Source organism: Paraburkholderia rhizosphaerae (assembly GCF_004366595.1).
GTDB classification, from domain to species: Bacteria; Pseudomonadota; Gammaproteobacteria; order Burkholderiales; family Burkholderiaceae; genus Paraburkholderia; species Paraburkholderia rhizosphaerae.
This window is the reverse complement of record NZ_SORE01000011.1, coordinates 227,197-244,803: the sequence shown is the minus strand read 5'-3', so window position 1 is coordinate 244,803 and position 17,607 is coordinate 227,197. Positions and strand designations below refer to the sequence as shown.

Below are 17,607 nucleotides of genomic sequence, written 5' to 3'. Positions count from 1 at the left end.
TCGCCCTCATGCAGTTGCGCTTCACTTCACTCGCTATGACCAGCTTATGGCGGGACTTGCACCCGCAGGAGTGCGCCCATGCTGGGCGCACAAAGAAAAGCCACGCCCTTTCGGGTCGTGGCTTCACGGGGAGGTACTGCTGTAAAGGAAGGCGTTATTCGCCGCGGATGATCTTGCCGATCTCGCCGCCCTGCGCCCGGATGAACGCATGCGAATTCTGGATATCAGGTGTACGTCGCACGGCATCGCGCACCAGCAGCGCCGCAAACTCGCGGCAGCCGGCGGCAATCATCCGCTCGGTATACGTCACGACGCGATCGAAATTGGCATCGGTCGCATACGCCGCGAGCGCCGTGGCTACCGCATACAGCGCGGCCGGCGTCTCCGGGATCGGTGCCGTGTCCGGACTGAGCAGGATGGCGTCCGGGGACGGCAGCTGACGGTAGATGCCAAGAAAGCCCATCAGCTCCGTCGCGGCGCCCTCGCCGACCGACCCCGCGTACGAGATCAGTTCGAGCGACTTCGGCACAACCGGCATGGTTCTCGCGACGAAGCCCCAGGTACGCGGGCTCGGCGCGTTCTCGATGTCGCGCGAGGTCTTCTTCACGGACAGGAGATCCGGCCGGAAGCGCAGGAACGCGATCAGTTCGGGCGGCACATTGCTGCGCACCGCCCAGGCCGTCCAGTCCTCGATCGTCGGTTCGAGCTCGACGACCGTCGCAAAGCGCGAGATCACCGGATCGAGAATGCCGGACACGCCGGCGTTGTCGGTGCGCCGGTTGGTCGCCGCGACGAACGTGACGTGATCGGGCAACGCGTGGTCGCCCACGCGCCGCGCGAGCAGCAGCTGCATCTTCGCTGCCTGCACGGCCGGCGATGCCTGACCCAGGTCATCCAGAAACCAGATCAGGGGCTGTGTGCTGTTCACCGCACGCTCGAGGTCGCCAAACGGCAGGTGCTTCGCGCCGGCACCGTCCGATGACGGAAATGGCAGGCCTTTCGAGTCGGTTGGGTCTTCAACAACCGGATGGCTGATGAGCAGATCGTGACCGGTCGCTTTCGCGACCTGATCGACGATGTCGCTCTTGCCGATGCCCGGGCTGCCGGTGACGAGCACCGGGTGACGGGCGGGAACAAAGGCGGTAAGCAGCTCGGTAAGCTGCGCGGGATTAACTTTCATGGGTACCTTGAAAAGGAAATGCCCCACGAAACGACGCCCCAGGGGACGTGGTCCCGGTGGGGAAAGTGGAAAGGAACTGCTACTAGCCGATGATGGCGAGCGCCGCGACCTGATCGGAGGACAGCGCGGACAGCGGAATCTGTTGCTGGCGACTGAAAATCATGCCGCCGTATACGTCAGCGAGCGACCGGGCTTCGGCGCACAGCACGATGGCTTCGCCTTCGTTCTGGCCAGCCGGTACCGGCGTGCGGTTGCGCCACGCATTGATCGCCGCTTCGATCTGCGCGATCGACACGACCTGCGTGGCAGTTGCGAGTTGGTTCATGGGGCTGCTCCTTACGGGAAATGCCCCTGGTAACGACCCCGCAGGGGTGTTCCCGGCGGGGCTGGATGGTGTGCCGGAATCCGGCGGTTCGATGCGTCGTGGACGCGCTTGATATTGCGATTCTGCACGCGCACGATCGTGGTTGTGGCTGGAAAGGAAAGGTTTTCAGTACGGCTTTTGCCACTGGTCATCGGGCTGCGGCATAATGCGCGCCGCCACGGAGAGAGAAGACCAGGATGAAGCGGACAGTTGTGAGGCGGTCGCCGGTGCACGGCAAGGGTGTATTCGCACTTCGCCCGATCAGGGCGGGCGAACGGGTACTGGAATACAAGGGCGAAGTGACGACATGGCGTCGCGCGGCTGCGCGCTTGCGCCGCGCCGGCGCCGTCGGGCATACATTTGTCTTCGGACTGTCCAGCGGGCGCGTGATCGACGGCAGCTGCGGTGGCAACAGCGCACGCTGGCTCAACCACGCGTGCGACGCCAACTGCGAGGCAATCGAGGAACACGGCCGGATCTTCATCCACGCACGAACCGATATCGCCGCCGGCGCAGAACTCTTCATCGAATACGGGCTGAGCGTCGACGAACCGCTCTCGCCGGAAGTGATTTCCCAGTATCAATGCCGCTGCGGCGCGTTGTCGTGCAGCACGTCGATGCTCGCAGGCGTCACAAGATCCACTTGGACCACGAACGGCTTCACCGCGCCGCTGAACACGTGATGCCAAAAAGAAAAGCCGGTGCTCTCGCACCGGCTTCGTTTGCAACAACGTCAACAGCGACCCCAGCAGTTCAGGCAGCGATCCGCTCGAGCATCGCGCGCGCATAGGCAAGCGTGCCGTCCTTGGCGCGAAGGCGGCGCGCTTCGTTCAGATCGGGATTCACCAGCGCATATTGCCTGCTGGCCCCCTTGCGCCAGTCCCGTAGCTCGCGAAACCCGGCCGCTATTGCCTGCTCGACATGTGTGGCGCCGTCGATCAGGGTGCCATCGTCGCGCCGGTACCGCGTGCTTTGCGCCATTTCTTTCGCATGCTGCGCGTCTTCCGCCTTGCGCATCGCGTCCTTGCGTGCCGCATCGTCGGCCTCCCACGCCGTCTGCGCCGCTTCGTCCAGGCCGCAGAAATCGAAGATCGCGCGACGCCGGGACATCGACTTCATCCCACGAAGCTTCACGCCGTGAAACTCGAATAGCACCTGTTTGCTGCGCACGTTCCAGTCGTCCGCCGTGTCGAAGACCTTCAGCAGGTTCGCCACATCTCGCCGCTCGATCGACGCGGCCACCCGGTTCGCCCAGTCGAACGACTCGCGACCATGCGCGAGGCGCGCCATTGCGCACTGTTGCGCGTGACGGCGTGCGCTGATCCGCCTCCCGGCGCGTTCGCTGTCAGCCTGCTTCAGTGACTTTTCGCGATGATCGTCGGCATTCAGCTGTCGCAGCCGCGCCGCGAGTGGCGAGACCGGCTGACCGACCGCGGACGGGCTGTCATACACGTCCGGAAGAGGCATCGCGGGAAGCAGTCCGGCGGCAAAGAGCGCGTCGTCGACGTCAACGTAGCCTGGATCATCCGGGAGCCGGTCGACGCATGTGACGAGCGCGTCGACGTTCTGTTCGGTGATCGCCAGCTTTTCCATCCGCATGACCGACGCGAGGCCGCGAAGCTTTGGACCGGACAATCGCCCTCGGAGGGTTGGCACGTCAAGCAATGGCACGGCCCATTCGATATGCCGGAAGGGGGCTTCCATCGCGCGGTACGCGGCAAGAACCGGCTCCGGTACCGGCCTGTTGAGCAGCATCGCGTAGGCGACGTGCAGCTGGTGCCGGCTATCCACATGACCTGTCGGCGTGCGCGGACCGTACCTGTCGAACCCGAAGCGTTCGGATGCGAGAGCGTCGAAAAGCGCAGACACATCGAAGAAGCGGCCAGCGTCCCGCGCTTCGGCCTTTTCGGCATCCAACTGGTCGCTGGACAAAAACCGCTCGGGCATCCGCGCCAGATCGAACAACGAAAACAGCAGTTGCCAGTCTGCAGGCAGAATCTCCCACGGCTCGCGCATCGTACCGTCAGGATCGCGCCAGAGCATGCGGAGCTCGTCGAACATTGCGGCGACGATATCAGCCGCGTTCCCCTCGTGACGGATACCCAGTTTTCCGTTGTAGCGGACAACACGGACATCGCGTGCGACGCCATGCAGTCCAATCAACGACGTGTCGGTCGCCTGCACGCGCTCGTCGGAAAACAGGTTGAAGACGCCGGCGAGCGTCGCAACTTCGAAGCTGTGGCCGGGAATGATGAGTGTGTACATCGTAGTTGGCTCCAGAAATGCAAACGGGGCCAACACCCCTGCGGGCGCGGCCCCGTCAGGGTTCAGAAAAGAGATTGTTCAGTCGACGTCAAGCATGCGCGATATCACCGCCGCCACCGACCAGGCCTGCGATCGCGACAACGACTTGATGCGTAAGAGAGGCGTGCTCTGCCACGAGCCGGCGCCAGTGGGTGCCGCCACGCGGTAGCAGACATGGTCCACCTGCACGATCCAGCCTTCGCACCGCCCGCGTGCGACGGAGATGGCAAGACGTTCGCGGGTCCGCTCACATTCGGGCCACTGAGCGGACGGACGCAGGCCGTACAAGCTTTCGTCGTCGTCGCCGATGGTGTTGGCAATACCCACCCACTCCGGTTCGATTTCGGTGTGTCGTAACGCTTCTTCGATCTGCCGGACAACTTCACTTACAGTCTTGCCGATTGGGTCAAACGGCGCCGCGCCGCGCGCGATGGGTAAATCGAGTACATCAGGCATGGATACTCCATAAACGAAAAAGGCCACACCCGAAGGTGCGGCCCGCTAAGATTGGCGCTGGCAAACGCCAGCGAAAACGAAGTTGTGTACTACAGGGAGCGTCGGCGGCGTTCGCGGTCAGCCCGGACGCCATTCCGGTGCATGACAAGGCAAAGCGCCGACAAAGCCACAGCTACGCCAAGCGCGAAAAGACTGAAGCCCATATTCATTCTCCATTCATGGATACCATGCCTGCATAAAAGGTTATCACAAAGGCCAGGCACAGATCGACCTCGTTCAACACGTTAACGGCCGACCAGTTTGACGTGGAATGCCACAACCCGATCGCGCCAATCAACGACGCGGCCGAGAGTGTGTGCATGAACCGAGCGAACTGTTGCCGCTGCTCACGGCTTGGCGAATTTACGAGCGTGACCAGCTTCCACCAGAAACTGGTCGACTGGCCAGCGATGACAGATTCGCTCCCGATGCGGAAGAGCCCATCGCCGCCGGGTTCGAGCAGCATTGTCCGACCGTTGATTCGCGCAGTCACCTTGGGCGGCGGACCTGCATCAGACATCAGACGCAAGGCCTTGACCAGCTGGCCGGATACCTGAACAAAAGAGTTACCCGTCAGAAGCGTTCCGCGATCACTGATCGTGGCGCCTGACGCAAACTCGACCGATACATCGACGATCTGCATCGACTACCTCCCCGCGCTGTCGAGGCCTGCGGCGAGTCTCAGACCGCAAAGGAGCGATTCGTATCCCTCGCGCGACGCTAGCTGCTCAAGCGGTACCACGTTGTCGCCACCGCCCGACAGATCGGAGCGGCCGCGACGCGTCCGGAATGACATGGTCACCGCTTGCCGCGCCGGCGAATCGGCCACCTCAAGCATCATTGAGCGCGTGCGGAGGGTCACCTTGCAGCCGTAGCCACGACGTGCCGGCTGGCTCACGATTTCATGCTCGCCTGCCGGCAGGTGAAGATCGCGTGCGACGCGCCGAAGCATGCGTGTCGCATGATCCGTAATATTGGCGTCCGTTGTCGCGCCCGCACTACGGCGATCGGCATGGAACACCTTGGGAATTTTCAGCATCTGGTACTTGCCTCGCAAAAGAAAAAGCGAGGTGCCCTTACGGGACACCTCGCAATCAGAAGGGACCGGCGATTGCCGGCAACGAAAATGAATCAGTGGGTAACGCGCATGCCTGAGCTGGTCGAGACCAGCAGTACGTGATCCCCCGGGACGAATGGCTGGTCATCGGGTTGAGCGACAACGAGCGTGCGCCCGGTATCGGTATGCACAACGATCTCGAGACCTGCGTGGCGCGAAAGCGCCGAAGAGACCTGCTGGGCGACGAAGGCACTGCCCGCGCCGCCCACCGCCGCGGCGATGTAGCGACCGTTGCCATTTCCAACGACACGCGAACCGAGGAAGGCACCGACGCCGGCGCTCACAAGCGAGGTCAGCCCGGAATTGCCGGAGCTCGACTGGATCGTGATGTTGCGGACGCGTACGACAGTTGCATGCTGTACCGTGCCAGAGTGCTGGACGTCTGAGCGCTGGTAGATGTTCGGCGAGCCGAAATCCACGTTTGCGCAGGCGCCCAGCGCGGACAGAAGAAGGACGCTAATGAAGAGTCTGAGCATGGTTGCCTCGTATAAAAAAAGCGGGCAACCGGCCCGTCAGGGTGGTTGCCCTGTCGGGAGAGAAAGACCGGCGAAACGTCCGCCGGTGAAAAGCCGGAAATCCGGCTCGGGGGATTGAGCGCGCCAGCATGCCGGCACGCGTGGGTCGATGCGTCAGAGACGCGGGAAGCAGGACCAGTTTATTGCCCGGTGCGGGCATCGGACGCCCGAAACGTCGAGAAATCACTACGGCTTTCGATCTCGCGCCATACGCTTGGGAACATTGCTGCGTACGGACATCCAACGATTGGATTTGCTTACCTTGCCTGGCTGCACATCCCGACCTATCGTCGAAGTGCTCGGGTTTGGATCGCACGAGCACCTCGTGGACAGGCCTCGCGCGATACCATGCGAGGCCCTTTTTTCATGAACGCGACGGCGCACAGGAAACAAAAAAGCGTCGCCCCTTTTGAGGACGACGCTTGGTTACAGGATGAAACGAGGCGATCTCGTGCGAACGATCAGAACACGGTTAGCTTGCCGTCCGCGTTATCGTCCCACTCGATCTTCAACGTCGCAGGCGCCGGCTCGATGTAGGAGACGCTCCTGCAGCCCATACACTCGACTGCGATACGTGTCGTCCTCTCCGCAGTAAAAAGCCGGAACGTGTCGACCCCGCAGCCTCCGCAACGCATCTGCTTCGCGCCGGTCATCATGTCGCGGCTCCCTTGCGGGTTTTCCGCGACTTTTTCACCGGCATCGGCGGCGCTTCATAACCGAAGCGCGCCCATGCCGCAGCGTCGATCGGCACCGGATTCGTTCGCCCCGTTGCGAGGTTCACGAACACGCCGGAATACTTCAGCGTGCCGGTCCGATAAAGTGTCCAGAGCAGATTGAACGCCTGCACCGCCACAGCAGAATTGATGACTAGCGACTGCTTGCGCAGAGCGTCCGCCATCGAACAGGACGGCGTATCGTCGCTAGCGTCTTTCGACGGGTCGATGAGGTCCGGAAACAGTTCGCCGACGTGCGGCAACCATTCAGGACACTTCTTCCGCTGATTCTTCGGCATCGTCTGCCCAAGAATCACCTGACCACGATCCGTGTCATTGCCGCAGTCGAGGTAATACGCATGCGTCTCCCCGACCGTGTCGAGAATTGCCTTCCGGGCTGCACGCGTATCGACGCACCCGATCACGACATCGACATTGAACAGCGCCGTGCGACCATTCAGGCGTTGCGTCACCGCGCGCCAGTTGGTGCCCATCAGCATGTTCAGCCGGTTCACGATCAGCGACGCCTTGTAGCTGCCCACATCGTTCGGATAGAAGCCCTGCCGTCCGACGTTTGTCGTGCTGACCGTGTCATCGTCGTACACCGTGCATTCAATCCCACCGGGATGTCCCAGTTCGATCATTGCGTGGTGCAGGCGCGCGAGAGCGGGCAAAACGGCGCTGCCCGTTCCGCCGGCGCCAACGACAATCACTCTCCATGGGCGCTGGACCATGTGTGCCGGAATCTGATGCCGGATCGCGTCCGTCATACAGCCTCCGGTACGCGCGCGGCCTGATACCACGTGGCTGGCGCGCGCTCCATTTCTTCGAAGATCCCCTTTGCGCACAGGCGCACGGCGATGCTCGGGTTCGCACGGTCGCAGTTGCCGATGACCAGCGACATCTTCACGTCATGCCGGTCATCCTCGTTGTCGGTCAACGAAAAATGCGCTGGATGCCTGCCGTGCGAATGGCAGTCCATCACCAGCACTTCGTCAGCCGCGAGAGCCGGGGGCTGGTACTTCAGCGAGCCGCCGGTATGGGTGACGATGCCCACCGGCGCAAGCCGGAAGGCCTGCGTCGACGGACTCCACACAATCCATGCGCCCGTTTCCATAGGATGCGCGTCGCGAGCCATCCTCGCGAATGCGCCCACCAGATCAGCCGGAATGGTTTCGCACAGCAGCCGCGTCGACGGAGTGATCCGTCCATACGGCACCGCCGTACGAACGTTGAACTCCGCAATCTGGCGCACCAGCGAAAGCCAGGGACGGAGGATCTCGATGAACACACCGTTCTCAGCGATTAGCAGCCGCTCACCGGCCGCCTGCATCTCAGCCACGGCTTCGTTGCGCGGGACCATGACGGTCGGAAACGACCGTTGCAACGTCGTATCAAGAATATTCATTGTCAGCCTTTGGGGCCTCGCGCGATCAGATCGCCGAGAGTCCGTTTCATGGGCACGAGACATTGCATGGGGAACTGCTCGCCGTACTTGCCGGCCAGCATCTCCTTCCAGAACGCAAATTCGCCTCGTGGGTGATTGACGCGTTTTCCGCCCGCATTGGGGTGTGTGAACGCAGATTCGAAGAAGCCGCTTTCCCAGCCATCAATCGACGCGATGTCGATTCGATCAGGAACGCGCGCTGAACCGATGCAGATGGAACCCTGATCCCAGGTGTTGAAATAGGGCGGCTCGTACAGCGCCGTTTCCGGCGTCGGGCGAGTCGTGCTGTTCAGCGCGTAGACATAGAAACCGCTATTGCGAGCCTGGAAGACCAGGCCTGGGTGCGGCACCACCGCGGTGACGTTGCCAAGCTCCGGGCACTCGAAAAACACCCGTCGCATGGCCGGCGGACACCACCAGGTGACCGCAGTCCGGTCGATTGCGAGTACCGTCCCGGGCAGAAATTCCGCCTTGGCCGCGCAGCGCTCCGCAAGCGAATCCAGCGCGGTGAATAGCGCCTGGCGGTCAACCGGTCGCCCCGCACCGATCACAGGACGTTTGCCGTTGGCAGTGACGGGATGGACCGTCGCGTAGACCGGACCGCCGAAACTGTTTCCGCCATCCGGGTGCGAGTAAAGCAGGATCGCACCCGACACAAACAGCGGGCGCGAGTGGCCCGTCGATAGATAAACGTCTTTCATTGAGTCATCTCCTCGCGCGTGATCAGTGAAGCCACGCGGTCGACCTGTCGAAGAATGGAAAAACCCAACGACAGGTCCGCGTACTGCTTGCGGATGTCATCGGGGGAAGTGGCAAGCGGAATGAATCCGTGGAAGCACGAGCCGTCGCCGCCGTTGTTGAAATACTCGTAGTGCGTGTCGAGCACATCGCCCACATACGAGCCGTCGCCGGCCGCGATGGACGTCGCCGCGTAGATCGCCTCCGGTCTGAACGCCCAGTCAAACAGCGACCGGCGACCCGCCTTCGTGAGCAGAAGCGCCAGATGCTCCAGTTCCGCGCACAGGTCGCGGACCCAGCCGGTCTGCGTCCAGCGCAGACGGCGCAGCGCCCCGACGCCGAGGGCAGGGAACGGGCACCACTTGTGATGTCGCAGGTCGTATCGCCCGATCGTCATGCTGTCCGGACAAAGCTCATCGCGAACAACGGACGGGAGGTAGTGTTGAAATTCCTCCGGCTTCTCGCCAAAGCGGTCTTTCAGCACGTCGATCGCATCGTCATCGGTACACCACGGATCCCCATCCCAATGCCATTGCGCAAACATGCCAACGAAGTCATCGGGTGTTCGCATCAGCAGCGTGCGAAACGACGCCCTGTTGATCAGGATGAGGGCTGTACCGAGCAGTCTTGGGTGGGCGAGGTTCAATCGCGCCGCCCGCTCGCCAATCGTGTAGACGTGGTCCTCGACGGTTTCGATGCCCAGATAGAGCGGCGACGTCGCCTCGAACTCCGAGGCGTTCTCCTGGTACATGAGCTGTTCCTCGACGGCCACCACATCAAGCAGCACCGGTCTGAACATCAGGCGCTTCAGCGTGCCGCACTGTCGCCTGATCCAGGTGAACAGCGCCTGCGCCATCGCGTCACCGGCGCCGGCATATTGCCCCACGTCGGACGCCCTGAGCGCGCCGGACCCGAAGTGCGTCGCAACAAGCTTCGCAACCTTCGGATCGTGCGGCCACTTCATCGACGGTCGCGCTGCGACATCTCGCGACACGTCAGGAAGCGTCAGAAAATCATGGGCAGCCCGGCGTCCGGCAGAGGTATTGCGGCCCGATTGCCAGCGGACTGGCTCGAGAGCGACGTCCGCATCAGCTGGCCGAGGATCGACGAACATTTCTCGATCTCCTTGTCATGAAAAAAAACCGCCCTTTCGGGCGGTTCAGTGGGAGTTTGCGTCGCCTCGCGGGCGACGCATTGCATGAGCGCGCGCTTACGCATGGCTGCCCTTGGCCCCGGCCGCACGCATGAACGTGTAGCGGGCCAGTTCGCCGGTGTAGACCGGGCCTTCGATAGCGGCCGTGGTCAGTTCGGGATACTGGGCGGAGTACAGATCGCGCACTTCCTCGGGAGAAAAGGTCGGGCCCGGGTCAACGAAGTTGACGCCGTTGTAGACGAACTCGCGAACCAGACGTGCAACGGAAATCGACATGACAAACCTCAGCTGAGCAGGGAAAGGAGATCGGTACCGGAGGACTGCCCGGCTTCCGCGGGCGCGGTGGAAGTGGGCGCCGCCGACGCGGACGTTGACCTGTCGTCGTCATCGTTGTCGTCTTCACCCTCATCCGCGTTCTCGCCGTTTGCCGGTCCGGATTTCGCCGGAATCGACTTACTGCCCTTCGCGAGGGACTTTTGCGCTTTGGATGCCGAGTTCTTTTCCGCTTCCTGCAGGATCGCAGTGGTTGCTGCGACCTGTTCAGCCAGTGACGTGTGAACCGACGAGTACGCAAGAACCGCCGCCGCGAACCCTTCGTCGAGTTCGGCAGCGGTCGCCGTGAGCACCAGCGGCTGACGCAATGCCGCTTCCTTGCCCTCGCCTTGCGGCACGACGATGACGACCATCCTGTCGTTGTCCATCTTCAGGGTGAGTTGAACCTTGCCGCTGGCTCGCACCAGCGCTTCGAGTTGCTGAAACATTCGTGACTCCAGAAAAGAGAAACGCCGCGCGATGGCGGCGTCTACATACAGAGGGAAACGGAACGCTGGAAGCGCCCCGCGACTTCAGAACTTCAGCACCTTCGGCACCTTGCCCGTGTAGTCGAATCCTTCGACCGCTATCAGCGCCTCGATGACATCATTCTTCGATTTGGCAAACACCTTTTTGAAGTTGTCGCCGAGCGCTGTACGGATGCCCAGTTCGTCTGCAACAACCATCATTTCCGACTTGGTGATCAGCTCGAGAAAGTCTTTGGAGAGCTTCCAGTGCTTCTTGAGGTCGAGCTTGTGATGCCGGCAAAGCTGCGTGAGGTGAGTCACGTCGAGACCTTCGATCGCGGCGAACGTAACGGCGAGCAGCAGGTTCGACTGCACCTCGCTGCTCGTTGCCTGCACCGCGGTCGCCGCCTTCGCAACGTCATCAACAGGCGGCTTCTCATCGGTCAGTCGCTCCCAGAACCCACGGAACGCCGTATCGCTGATCTGCCGCGAATGCCCGGAGAGCACGATCGCAGTCAGATACTGGCGCGCCAGTTCGCTGTTATTGCCGATGTCGCGCCGCAACGCCTTGCGCCAGAGCGCAACGCGGTACGTCTTGACCCTGTCCGACTCGGCAACGACGGCGACCGATGCGTTGGTCCCATCCGGTGTGGCCGCCGTACCGCCTGATTTGGCAACAGGCTTGCGACCATCGGACTTCGCCGTAGCCGGAGCGGCCGCCTTTTCGGCGTTGATCCGCGCGGCGACCTTCTTCATGTTGCAGACGGTGTCGAAGCACTGGCCGCGATAGATTTTGCCCAGTGAATCGGGCAGACCACTCACGGCGACGCCGTAGCTCTGGCAGGCGTGGCAGGCTTTCGCCTGTTCCTCGCCAACGCCGTTCGCTCCGTCGACGGCCAGTTGCGTGCGGGTGTTGTTGTCACCCGCGCGCACGATGCGCACCACCGGAAACTCTTCGCGCAGGCCTGCGGCCGTTGCCTCGAGCTGCTTCTCCGTCTTATCGTTGAAGCAGGCCCGGTTCGTACAGTTGCCGGACGCAATCGATTCCCCGAAAAGCGCCGATTGCGTTGCCGAATTGTGTGGGCATGCCGCACAGTCCGACTTGTCGAAAATGGCTGACGACAGCACGCATGAAGCGGCTTCGATCACCTTCTTCAGTTCCGGAACCGTACGCTTCTCGGCGACGATCACAGGCAGCAGCGCGTCCTGCTTGTCCTTCGCGAGTGCCGCAAGCAGCTCGGCATGCCCGAGCTTGATCTGCCGGGTATTGAGCGCCTCCAGCACAGCCTTCGTGCAGTTCATCAACGCGAGTCGGCTGTCGAGTACCGGGCGCGACCAGCCCATCTGGCGCGCGGCCTCGTCGCGATCGCCCTGACACAGGCCGACGATCTCGGCCGCAGCGACCGCCTCTTCCGACGGCGCCATGTCATCACGCTGGATGTTCTCCGTGAGCGCAATGATGCGCGCCTCGGCATCGTCAACATTCCGGATCGAGACAGGCATCGGATAGTCCTCGCCGTGTGCCTCCAGCGCGGCCCGGTAGCGGCGACCGCCAGCGATGAGCTCGTAGTCGTCGCCGCCCAGCGGCCGCACGATGATTGGCGTATCTACACCTCGCGCACGGATTGACTCGGTCAGTTCCGCCATCTTCTTCGGATCGAAGTAGGTGCGCGGATTGCGTCCGGGCTTGATGTGCCTGAGCAGTACGGTAGGTTGCTGTTGCATTGCAGGTTCTCCAGAGAGGGAACCTGCCCCCGATCGGGCGTGGTTCCCGATGGGTTAAAGATGAATGCCGGGTGTTCCGGCCGGTTCGATGCGTCGATGACGCGTTGGGTAGTGCAACGATAACCGCGGCGGCGCAGACTATCGCAACGGAAAGCGCACGAATTCAAACCAGCTTTTGGCCAATAAAAAAGCCCGGCACGAATGGCCGGGCGTCGTCTAGAAGAGCGCGAGCTGGTCGATCACGCTGAAGATGCGCTCTGCCGGCGTGGCTTGCACCGCATCCTCAAACAGATCCGTCACCGTATCACTCACAGCAACGGGCACTTCAACAACGATAGTGTCGCTGTCGACCGGTCCGTGCGCAGGAGCGATCACCTCATCGGCGGCCTCGTCACCCTGGCACGGCACATCAGCGGGATCTGCAGCACCGGCTTCGGCGCGGGCGCGCAGCTTCCAGCGCCATCCGTCCAGAATATGCGCGGGCGTGTACCACACCCCCCAAACCTGCGCGGACAGCGCGTTGCCATGCACGACGATCGCCGGAATGTGCAGCAACGACAGCTGGACATAGGCCATGTGCACGCAACACGGGTCGATATCGATACACGTGGCGTGCATGGCCTGCTGGTAGTTGACACCCGCTTCGTTGAGCGATTCGGCCGCCGCGACGACCATGCCGCCGGCGCCGCACGCGGGCTCCTGCAGCCGGATGAAACCGTGCTCTCGCACCGCATCGCCACCGTCGCCGATCATCATCATCGCCATCAGACGCGACACGTGATACGGCGTAAAAAACTGCCCTTGCGCGGTCGTTGCCCAGCTCCAGCATCATGTAGGTTTCGCCCAGCACGTCGGTCAGGCCCGTGCCCGTACCTCGCATATCCTCTACGCGTTTCTCGAATGACAGGACGAGTTGCGCGAACATCTGCGCAAAACGTTCAACTTCGTCCCTCGCGTACTTACCGACGATTTCGAGGTACCGCTTCTCGCGCTTTTCGAACTGCGGACGGTCGACGCCGTTGCTGATCGACAGCGCGCAGATTTCAACGAAGTCCGAGAACACGCTGTGCAGGTGATGCCGCTGGGAAAACTCGCGAATGAGCTTCACCAGTTCGCGCTGGTGTTCGTCCGCAGTCGAGTTAAATTTTGTGACAGCACTCCTGCGACTCACAGGTCTGCATGCCAAGGCGAAGGATGCGTTCACGGTTCAAGGTGCTTCCGAAAAGAGACGGGAGCACGCCCGCAACGGGTGTGGACCCGTCGGGGTTAAGAAGAAATACGCGGACAGTTTCGATGCGTCGATGACGCGAAAGGCCATTCGATTCTAGAGACGCTCATCTCGCGAGCCGCGTCGAATGGACACGAATTCGCGGCTGCTTTTGATCCGCGCGATCCAGATCTCACGCGGCACGATATCCACAGAAGAAGTGGAGAAGTCTGTGGATATCGTGCTCCGACCGCCGGCCGCAGCAGTTGGCGCCTGGCGCGCTCAAAACGTAGGCAACACCCGCAGCCGTCAACCAGTTGACGGCCTTAACCCGGAAAGCTCGACGAAACGATATAGCTTTTGCGGTTAGGCCCATGGTCCGCGACGCTCACACTCAAAGCCTTCATTTTTACCCCCCTTTTGACCGCTTGACATCTAAAGACACGCGCCAGAATCAGAAGCAGGCGAAAGTGCCAACGCACATCCGAACCCATGACCGAAAGACGCATCCAGCCAGAACCCGACTCGCTCGTAACGCGACGTGTGTCGTTCCAGACCGCACCCGGTAGCTTCGGTGAAGGAACGGTCCTGCTTCACGACCTCAGCAGCGACATCGTCGTAGTCGTCGACGATCTGGACGGCTCGCACTGGAAAGGTCCTGCGGAACTCGCCGAACCGCTCGATGCATAGCCTCGTACCTACCCACTGGGAGACCACCATGAAGTTGCTCACCGCCCGTCACATCCTGCCCGGCACAGCCGCATTCATCGCAGCCACAGCCGCGTTGTCATTCGTCGCTTTAATGATCGCGACGACCGGGCAGATCGCTTGGTATACCGCGTCCGTCATCGCGCTCGCCTGTGCGGCGGCCGCACAATCATGCCGGTACGCGAAATTGCGTACGTTGCGCGATGCAATCGCACGGTCCGAGGCATCGTCTGTTCTCGAGGTCCACATCAACGGCGTACCCGCGGGCCGGATGGCCGAGACGCAATACCGTAAGCTCGAACTCGAGTCCTGGATGGATGCCCGCAACTATGTGGCGCAGTTCGTCGCCATCCTCGCCTATGCTGGAAACTGCCTGTGGGCTGCGTTGTTACTCGTCCCGGTTGTCGTGTTCTGGTATCTCGGAATCGAAGCGTTCGCCGATCCGGGATCGTTGGCTGCCGCGCTGACAAGCCTGCAAGCGGCCGCGCAAAACGCTGCCGGTCCGGCCACGCTGATCTACGCCATCGGTCATCTGCTGGTCACGCTGGCCGGCGGGACGTGGTTCGTGCTGGCGGGTTCCATGTTCGCTTACCGTCTCGGCTACAGGATCGAGAACCGGTTCCGCACCGACTTCGATAATCGCGTGCGCTGCGCGGTCAATGCCGCCATGAATGGTCCGGTGAACATCGCGTTCGCAACGGCATCATCCGAGCGCTAGGGCCGGCGGATAACCATACCTGACTACCGATTTAATCGCCGCCCGCGCGCGGCCAGTTTCCTAATGAGGTTTCCAGATGGCGCATGTATCGTTCGATGGCGGTACGGTTCCACTTGAAGACGTTCAGGAAAATCCCGGGCAATATGCCCGGCGTCTCGAACGGGCCAAGATCACGCCCGGTTTCGCGCTGTGCCTGTGCAAACCCGCAAACGCCAACCTGCGCCTCGTTATCCGCCGCTATCGCAGCCTGTTTCACCTCGCGGGCTGGCCCGACGACGGTCATCGGCATGCGCCGGGCTGTGGTTTCTACAAGGATCCGAACCGCCGCCCGCTACCCGGTGGCGATGACCCCAAAGCGGCGATCGTCGCGACGCCTGCGGGCCTCAATATAAAACTCGACGTCTCGCTCACACAACGTGATGTCCGCGCTAGCGCCGGCATAACCACCCCACCGGGCGGCACCCGCGCGGGCCGGCGCTCCGCTACGCTACTCGCCTTCCTGCAGACGCTGTGGGCCTCGGCCGGCCTGCACTGCTGGAACGGCCTAGGCACCACCCGTCACTGGGGGTTGTGCAACGCGCAGCTCCTCGCGGAGCTCGGCGACGCTGTCGTGAACGGTCGCGGCGCGCAGGACGTGCTGCATGTGATGCGCCGGTATCAAGAAGCAGACCGCGCTGCGATCAATGCCGAGTTCGACGCGTTCGTTGCCGGCCTGACCAACGGGAGCGGCGCTGTCCGACGCGGCGTGCTGATCGGCGAGGTTGCCGAAGTAACACCCACCCAGTACGGTCACTCGTTAGTGCTGCGGCAAAACCCCCGGAAGTACTACGCCAGCCCCGCGCTCTTCGATCACGCTGCAAAAACGTGGCCGCACGCATGGAAGGCATTGGGCGATCGCGCAGCGCGGATCGTTGCCGCGCTGCTTGTCGAGAAGACGGTCAAGGGGCATCTGCGTATTGTCAATCTCGCACTCATGCTTTGCTCGAGCGCGTATGTCCCGTGCGATTCGATCCACGAAGTGTCAATGGCCAACCGGCTTGTTTCCGAATATCGATCGTTTGAAAAGCAGATGCGGCTTGCCGACGGCGACGACATGCTGCCCGACTTCGTGCTGCGCGACACCGAGCCCCGCACCCATATCGAGGTCTACGGCATGAATGGCGTGGCGTCGTATGAGGAACGCAAGGCGGAAAAGCGGGAACTGCGACGCCAGCGCGGCATTCCTGCCGTCGAGTGGGACGTCGACCGCACCGAACTGTCCGCCGTCACGCTGCCTGAGCCTGTCCATCGTCGGGCTGCGAGCTTGACTTCGTCGCAAACCGCCTAGCCTGAAGCGTGCGCAATTCGCGCTACGGAGATTTACCATGCTTTCGATTCTGAGAACCGCGCTGCAGGACGCATTGCGTCTTGCGAAGATTGCCGGCACGCCACTGCTACCGTCGGCCCCTGCGACCGAAGACGAGCAAGTCGCGCTGCGCAAATTCGCCGACCCGCTCGCCTTTCGCCTGCGCGAGGCGATCGACCACCTGAACGCGGTCCAGACTCATGACGGCACGCCTGGATGGAACGATGTCGAACGCGCGCTCTTTGGGCAGTGGCTATCCAGCAACTTTCCCAACGAGGCGAGTGCAGGAACGATAGCGCTCGGTGATGCGTGGAAAGAGGGCGTACGGGTTGGCTCTGCGGATCTCGAGGCCTACAAGGAAGGCTACCGGTGTGCGTGCCGTGATCTTGCCGCGATCAGGCAAGCGCTCGGTGTGGGCGATGAATACGCAGGCTGGAGCAAGGCGCTGCTTGATGCCATCACGGTATTGAAGGCACGAGCGGGTGCATCGTGAGGACGCTGACCCTGCGTCTCAAAGGCATCTGGTTCCAGCAGATTCGCGACGGTCTCAAACCGGAGGAGTACCGGCTCGCCACGCCATACTGGCGCAAGCGCCTGGAAGGCCGCGAATATGACCAGATCGTTCTCACCTGGGGCTATCCGAAAGGCACCGATCACGCTCGTCGATTAGTGCGCCCGTGGCTCGGCTGCCGCCTCACCGTGATTACGCACCCGGAATTCGGCTGCTTGCCCGTCGACGTCTTCGCGATCAACGTCGCAGACGCGTCGGTCTTGCCATGACGAGCAGTTGCTCGGCATCGTCAACCGCGTTTGCGAGCGCCTCAATTGCCGTGTCCCGCGATATCGGGCAAACGTAGGTCATCGATTCGAAGAATGGGTGATTGATAAACCGCACTCGCCCTCTGAACGCCGTGCGTCTGCGCACCCTGATGCGCAGCGTTGAGGCCACGTACTCGTCCGAAACATACATGCCGATGGGATGCATTGCGCCTCCACTTGCCAGACCACGCCCTCGTCCAGCATAGACGCACGCCATCAGAACCTCGATTTATTTTCCTCATCGACTGGCCCACTGTGTTCCGCCAATCCCGACCCTCCG

Annotated in this window: 23 protein-coding genes; 7 read left to right on the top strand and 16 right to left on the bottom strand. The window is 62.0% G+C overall.

Going from position 1 to position 17,607, the window contains the following annotated elements:
* Nucleotides 1-154: 154 nt before the first annotated feature.
* Together BX592_RS16800 and BX592_RS16795 are read right to left on the bottom strand one after the other, a co-directional pair.
* On the bottom strand, nucleotides 155-1,180 hold the full coding sequence (locus BX592_RS16800; RefSeq protein ID WP_134192932.1) for an ATP-binding protein: 1,026 nt from the start codon (nucleotides 1,178-1,180) through the stop codon (nucleotides 155-157).
* Nucleotides 1,181-1,262: 82 nt separating this feature from the next.
* Nucleotides 1,263-1,505 carry a DUF3717 domain-containing protein gene (locus BX592_RS16795; protein ID WP_134192931.1) on the bottom strand — a complete coding sequence of 81 codons (243 nt, stop codon included), beginning with the start codon at nucleotides 1,503-1,505 and terminating at the stop codon, nucleotides 1,263-1,265.
* 236 nt (nucleotides 1,506-1,741) lie between these two features.
* Here BX592_RS16795 and BX592_RS16790 point away from each other — a divergent pair, with 236 nt between their 5' ends.
* Nucleotides 1,742-2,227, top strand: a complete 486-nt coding sequence (locus BX592_RS16790; RefSeq protein ID WP_134192930.1) for an SET domain-containing protein — start codon at nucleotides 1,742-1,744, stop codon at nucleotides 2,225-2,227.
* Between the two features lie 70 nt (nucleotides 2,228-2,297).
* Here BX592_RS16790 and BX592_RS16785 read toward each other — a convergent pair whose 3' ends face one another.
* The 14 genes from BX592_RS16785 to BX592_RS35020 all read right to left on the bottom strand — a co-directional run bounded on the left by BX592_RS16785 (nucleotide 2,298) and on the right by BX592_RS35020 (nucleotide 13,295).
* Complete coding sequence (locus BX592_RS16785) at nucleotides 2,298-3,809, bottom strand: hypothetical protein (protein WP_134192929.1); 1,512 nt, start codon at nucleotides 3,807-3,809, stop codon at nucleotides 2,298-2,300.
* 78 nt (nucleotides 3,810-3,887) lie between these two features.
* Nucleotides 3,888-4,304, bottom strand: coding sequence for a hypothetical protein (locus BX592_RS16780; protein WP_134192928.1), 417 nt, complete (start codon nucleotides 4,302-4,304; stop codon nucleotides 3,888-3,890).
* A 205-nt stretch (nucleotides 4,305-4,509) separates the two neighbouring features.
* Nucleotides 4,510-4,986, bottom strand: coding sequence for a hypothetical protein (locus BX592_RS16775; RefSeq protein ID WP_134192927.1), 477 nt, complete (start codon nucleotides 4,984-4,986; stop codon nucleotides 4,510-4,512).
* 3 nt (nucleotides 4,987-4,989) lie between these two features.
* A complete protein-coding gene (locus BX592_RS16770) occupies nucleotides 4,990-5,382 on the bottom strand; it encodes a hypothetical protein (protein ID WP_134192926.1) in 393 nt (130 codons plus the stop codon).
* 92 nt (nucleotides 5,383-5,474) lie between these two features.
* The gene (locus BX592_RS16765; protein WP_134192925.1) at nucleotides 5,475-5,936 is read right to left on the bottom strand and encodes an outer membrane lipoprotein; all 462 of its coding nucleotides are present in this window, start codon (nucleotides 5,934-5,936) and stop codon (nucleotides 5,475-5,477) included.
* Between the two features lie 500 nt (nucleotides 5,937-6,436).
* Nucleotides 6,437-6,631, bottom strand: coding sequence for a hypothetical protein (locus tag BX592_RS16760; protein ID WP_134192924.1), 195 nt, complete (start codon nucleotides 6,629-6,631; stop codon nucleotides 6,437-6,439).
* Nucleotides 6,628-7,458 (bottom strand): PRTRC system ThiF family protein, encoded by an 831-nt coding sequence (locus BX592_RS16755; RefSeq protein WP_134192923.1) that lies wholly within the window; start codon nucleotides 7,456-7,458, stop codon nucleotides 6,628-6,630. The genes BX592_RS16760 and BX592_RS16755 overlap by 4 nt, the downstream gene beginning before the upstream one ends.
* The gene (locus tag BX592_RS16750) at nucleotides 7,455-8,096 is read right to left on the bottom strand and encodes a PRTRC system protein A (protein ID WP_134192922.1); all 642 of its coding nucleotides are present in this window, start codon (nucleotides 8,094-8,096) and stop codon (nucleotides 7,455-7,457) included. The genes BX592_RS16755 and BX592_RS16750 overlap by 4 nt, the downstream gene beginning before the upstream one ends.
* A 2-nt stretch (nucleotides 8,097-8,098) precedes the next feature.
* Nucleotides 8,099-8,836 (bottom strand): PRTRC system protein B, encoded by a 738-nt coding sequence (locus BX592_RS16745; protein WP_134192921.1) that lies wholly within the window; start codon nucleotides 8,834-8,836, stop codon nucleotides 8,099-8,101.
* Nucleotides 8,833-9,987, bottom strand: coding sequence for a PRTRC system protein F (locus tag BX592_RS16740; RefSeq protein ID WP_134192920.1), 1,155 nt, complete (start codon nucleotides 9,985-9,987; stop codon nucleotides 8,833-8,835). Before BX592_RS16740 ends, BX592_RS16745 begins: the two co-directional genes overlap by 4 nt.
* 96 nt (nucleotides 9,988-10,083) lie before the next feature.
* Nucleotides 10,084-10,302: a PRTRC system protein C gene (locus BX592_RS16735; protein WP_134192919.1), complete on the bottom strand. Its 219-nt coding sequence runs from the start codon at nucleotides 10,300-10,302 to the stop codon at nucleotides 10,084-10,086.
* An 8-nt stretch (nucleotides 10,303-10,310) separates the two neighbouring features.
* Entirely contained in the window at nucleotides 10,311-10,787 is a 477-nt protein-coding gene (locus BX592_RS16730) for a PRTRC system protein E (RefSeq protein WP_134192918.1), read from the bottom strand.
* Nucleotides 10,788-10,871: 84 nt separating this feature from the next.
* On the bottom strand, nucleotides 10,872-12,530 hold the full coding sequence (locus BX592_RS16725; RefSeq protein WP_134192917.1) for a PRTRC system ParB family protein: 1,659 nt from the start codon (nucleotides 12,528-12,530) through the stop codon (nucleotides 10,872-10,874).
* Nucleotides 12,531-12,746: 216 nt separating this feature from the next.
* Nucleotides 12,747-13,295, bottom strand: coding sequence for a DNA methyltransferase family protein (locus BX592_RS35020; RefSeq protein ID WP_341804429.1), 549 nt, complete (start codon nucleotides 13,293-13,295; stop codon nucleotides 12,747-12,749).
* 590 nt (nucleotides 13,296-13,885) lie between these two features.
* On the opposite strand from BX592_RS35020, the gene BX592_RS16715 reads away from it, so the two are divergent.
* The 6 genes from BX592_RS16715 to BX592_RS16690 all read left to right on the top strand — a co-directional run bounded on the left by BX592_RS16715 (nucleotide 13,886) and on the right by BX592_RS16690 (nucleotide 17,288).
* Nucleotides 13,886-14,107 (top strand): hypothetical protein, encoded by a 222-nt coding sequence (locus BX592_RS16715; RefSeq protein ID WP_134192916.1) that lies wholly within the window; start codon nucleotides 13,886-13,888, stop codon nucleotides 14,105-14,107.
* A gap of 122 nt (nucleotides 14,108-14,229) precedes the next feature.
* Complete coding sequence (locus BX592_RS16710; protein WP_134192915.1) at nucleotides 14,230-14,427, top strand: hypothetical protein; 198 nt, start codon at nucleotides 14,230-14,232, stop codon at nucleotides 14,425-14,427.
* Nucleotides 14,428-14,455: 28 nt separating this feature from the next.
* Nucleotides 14,456-15,163 carry a hypothetical protein gene (locus tag BX592_RS16705; RefSeq protein WP_134192914.1) on the top strand — a complete coding sequence of 236 codons (708 nt, stop codon included), beginning with the start codon at nucleotides 14,456-14,458 and terminating at the stop codon, nucleotides 15,161-15,163.
* Between the two features lie 76 nt (nucleotides 15,164-15,239).
* On the top strand, nucleotides 15,240-16,490 hold the full coding sequence (locus tag BX592_RS16700) for a DUF1173 family protein (protein ID WP_134192913.1): 1,251 nt from the start codon (nucleotides 15,240-15,242) through the stop codon (nucleotides 16,488-16,490).
* A 37-nt stretch (nucleotides 16,491-16,527) separates the two neighbouring features.
* A complete protein-coding gene (locus BX592_RS16695) occupies nucleotides 16,528-17,001 on the top strand; it encodes a hypothetical protein (protein ID WP_134192912.1) in 474 nt (157 codons plus the stop codon).
* Nucleotides 16,998-17,288, top strand: a complete 291-nt coding sequence (locus tag BX592_RS16690; RefSeq protein ID WP_134192911.1) for an ASCH domain-containing protein — start codon at nucleotides 16,998-17,000, stop codon at nucleotides 17,286-17,288. Before BX592_RS16695 ends, BX592_RS16690 begins: the two co-directional genes overlap by 4 nt.
* Nucleotides 17,289-17,607: the final 319 nt, after the last annotated feature.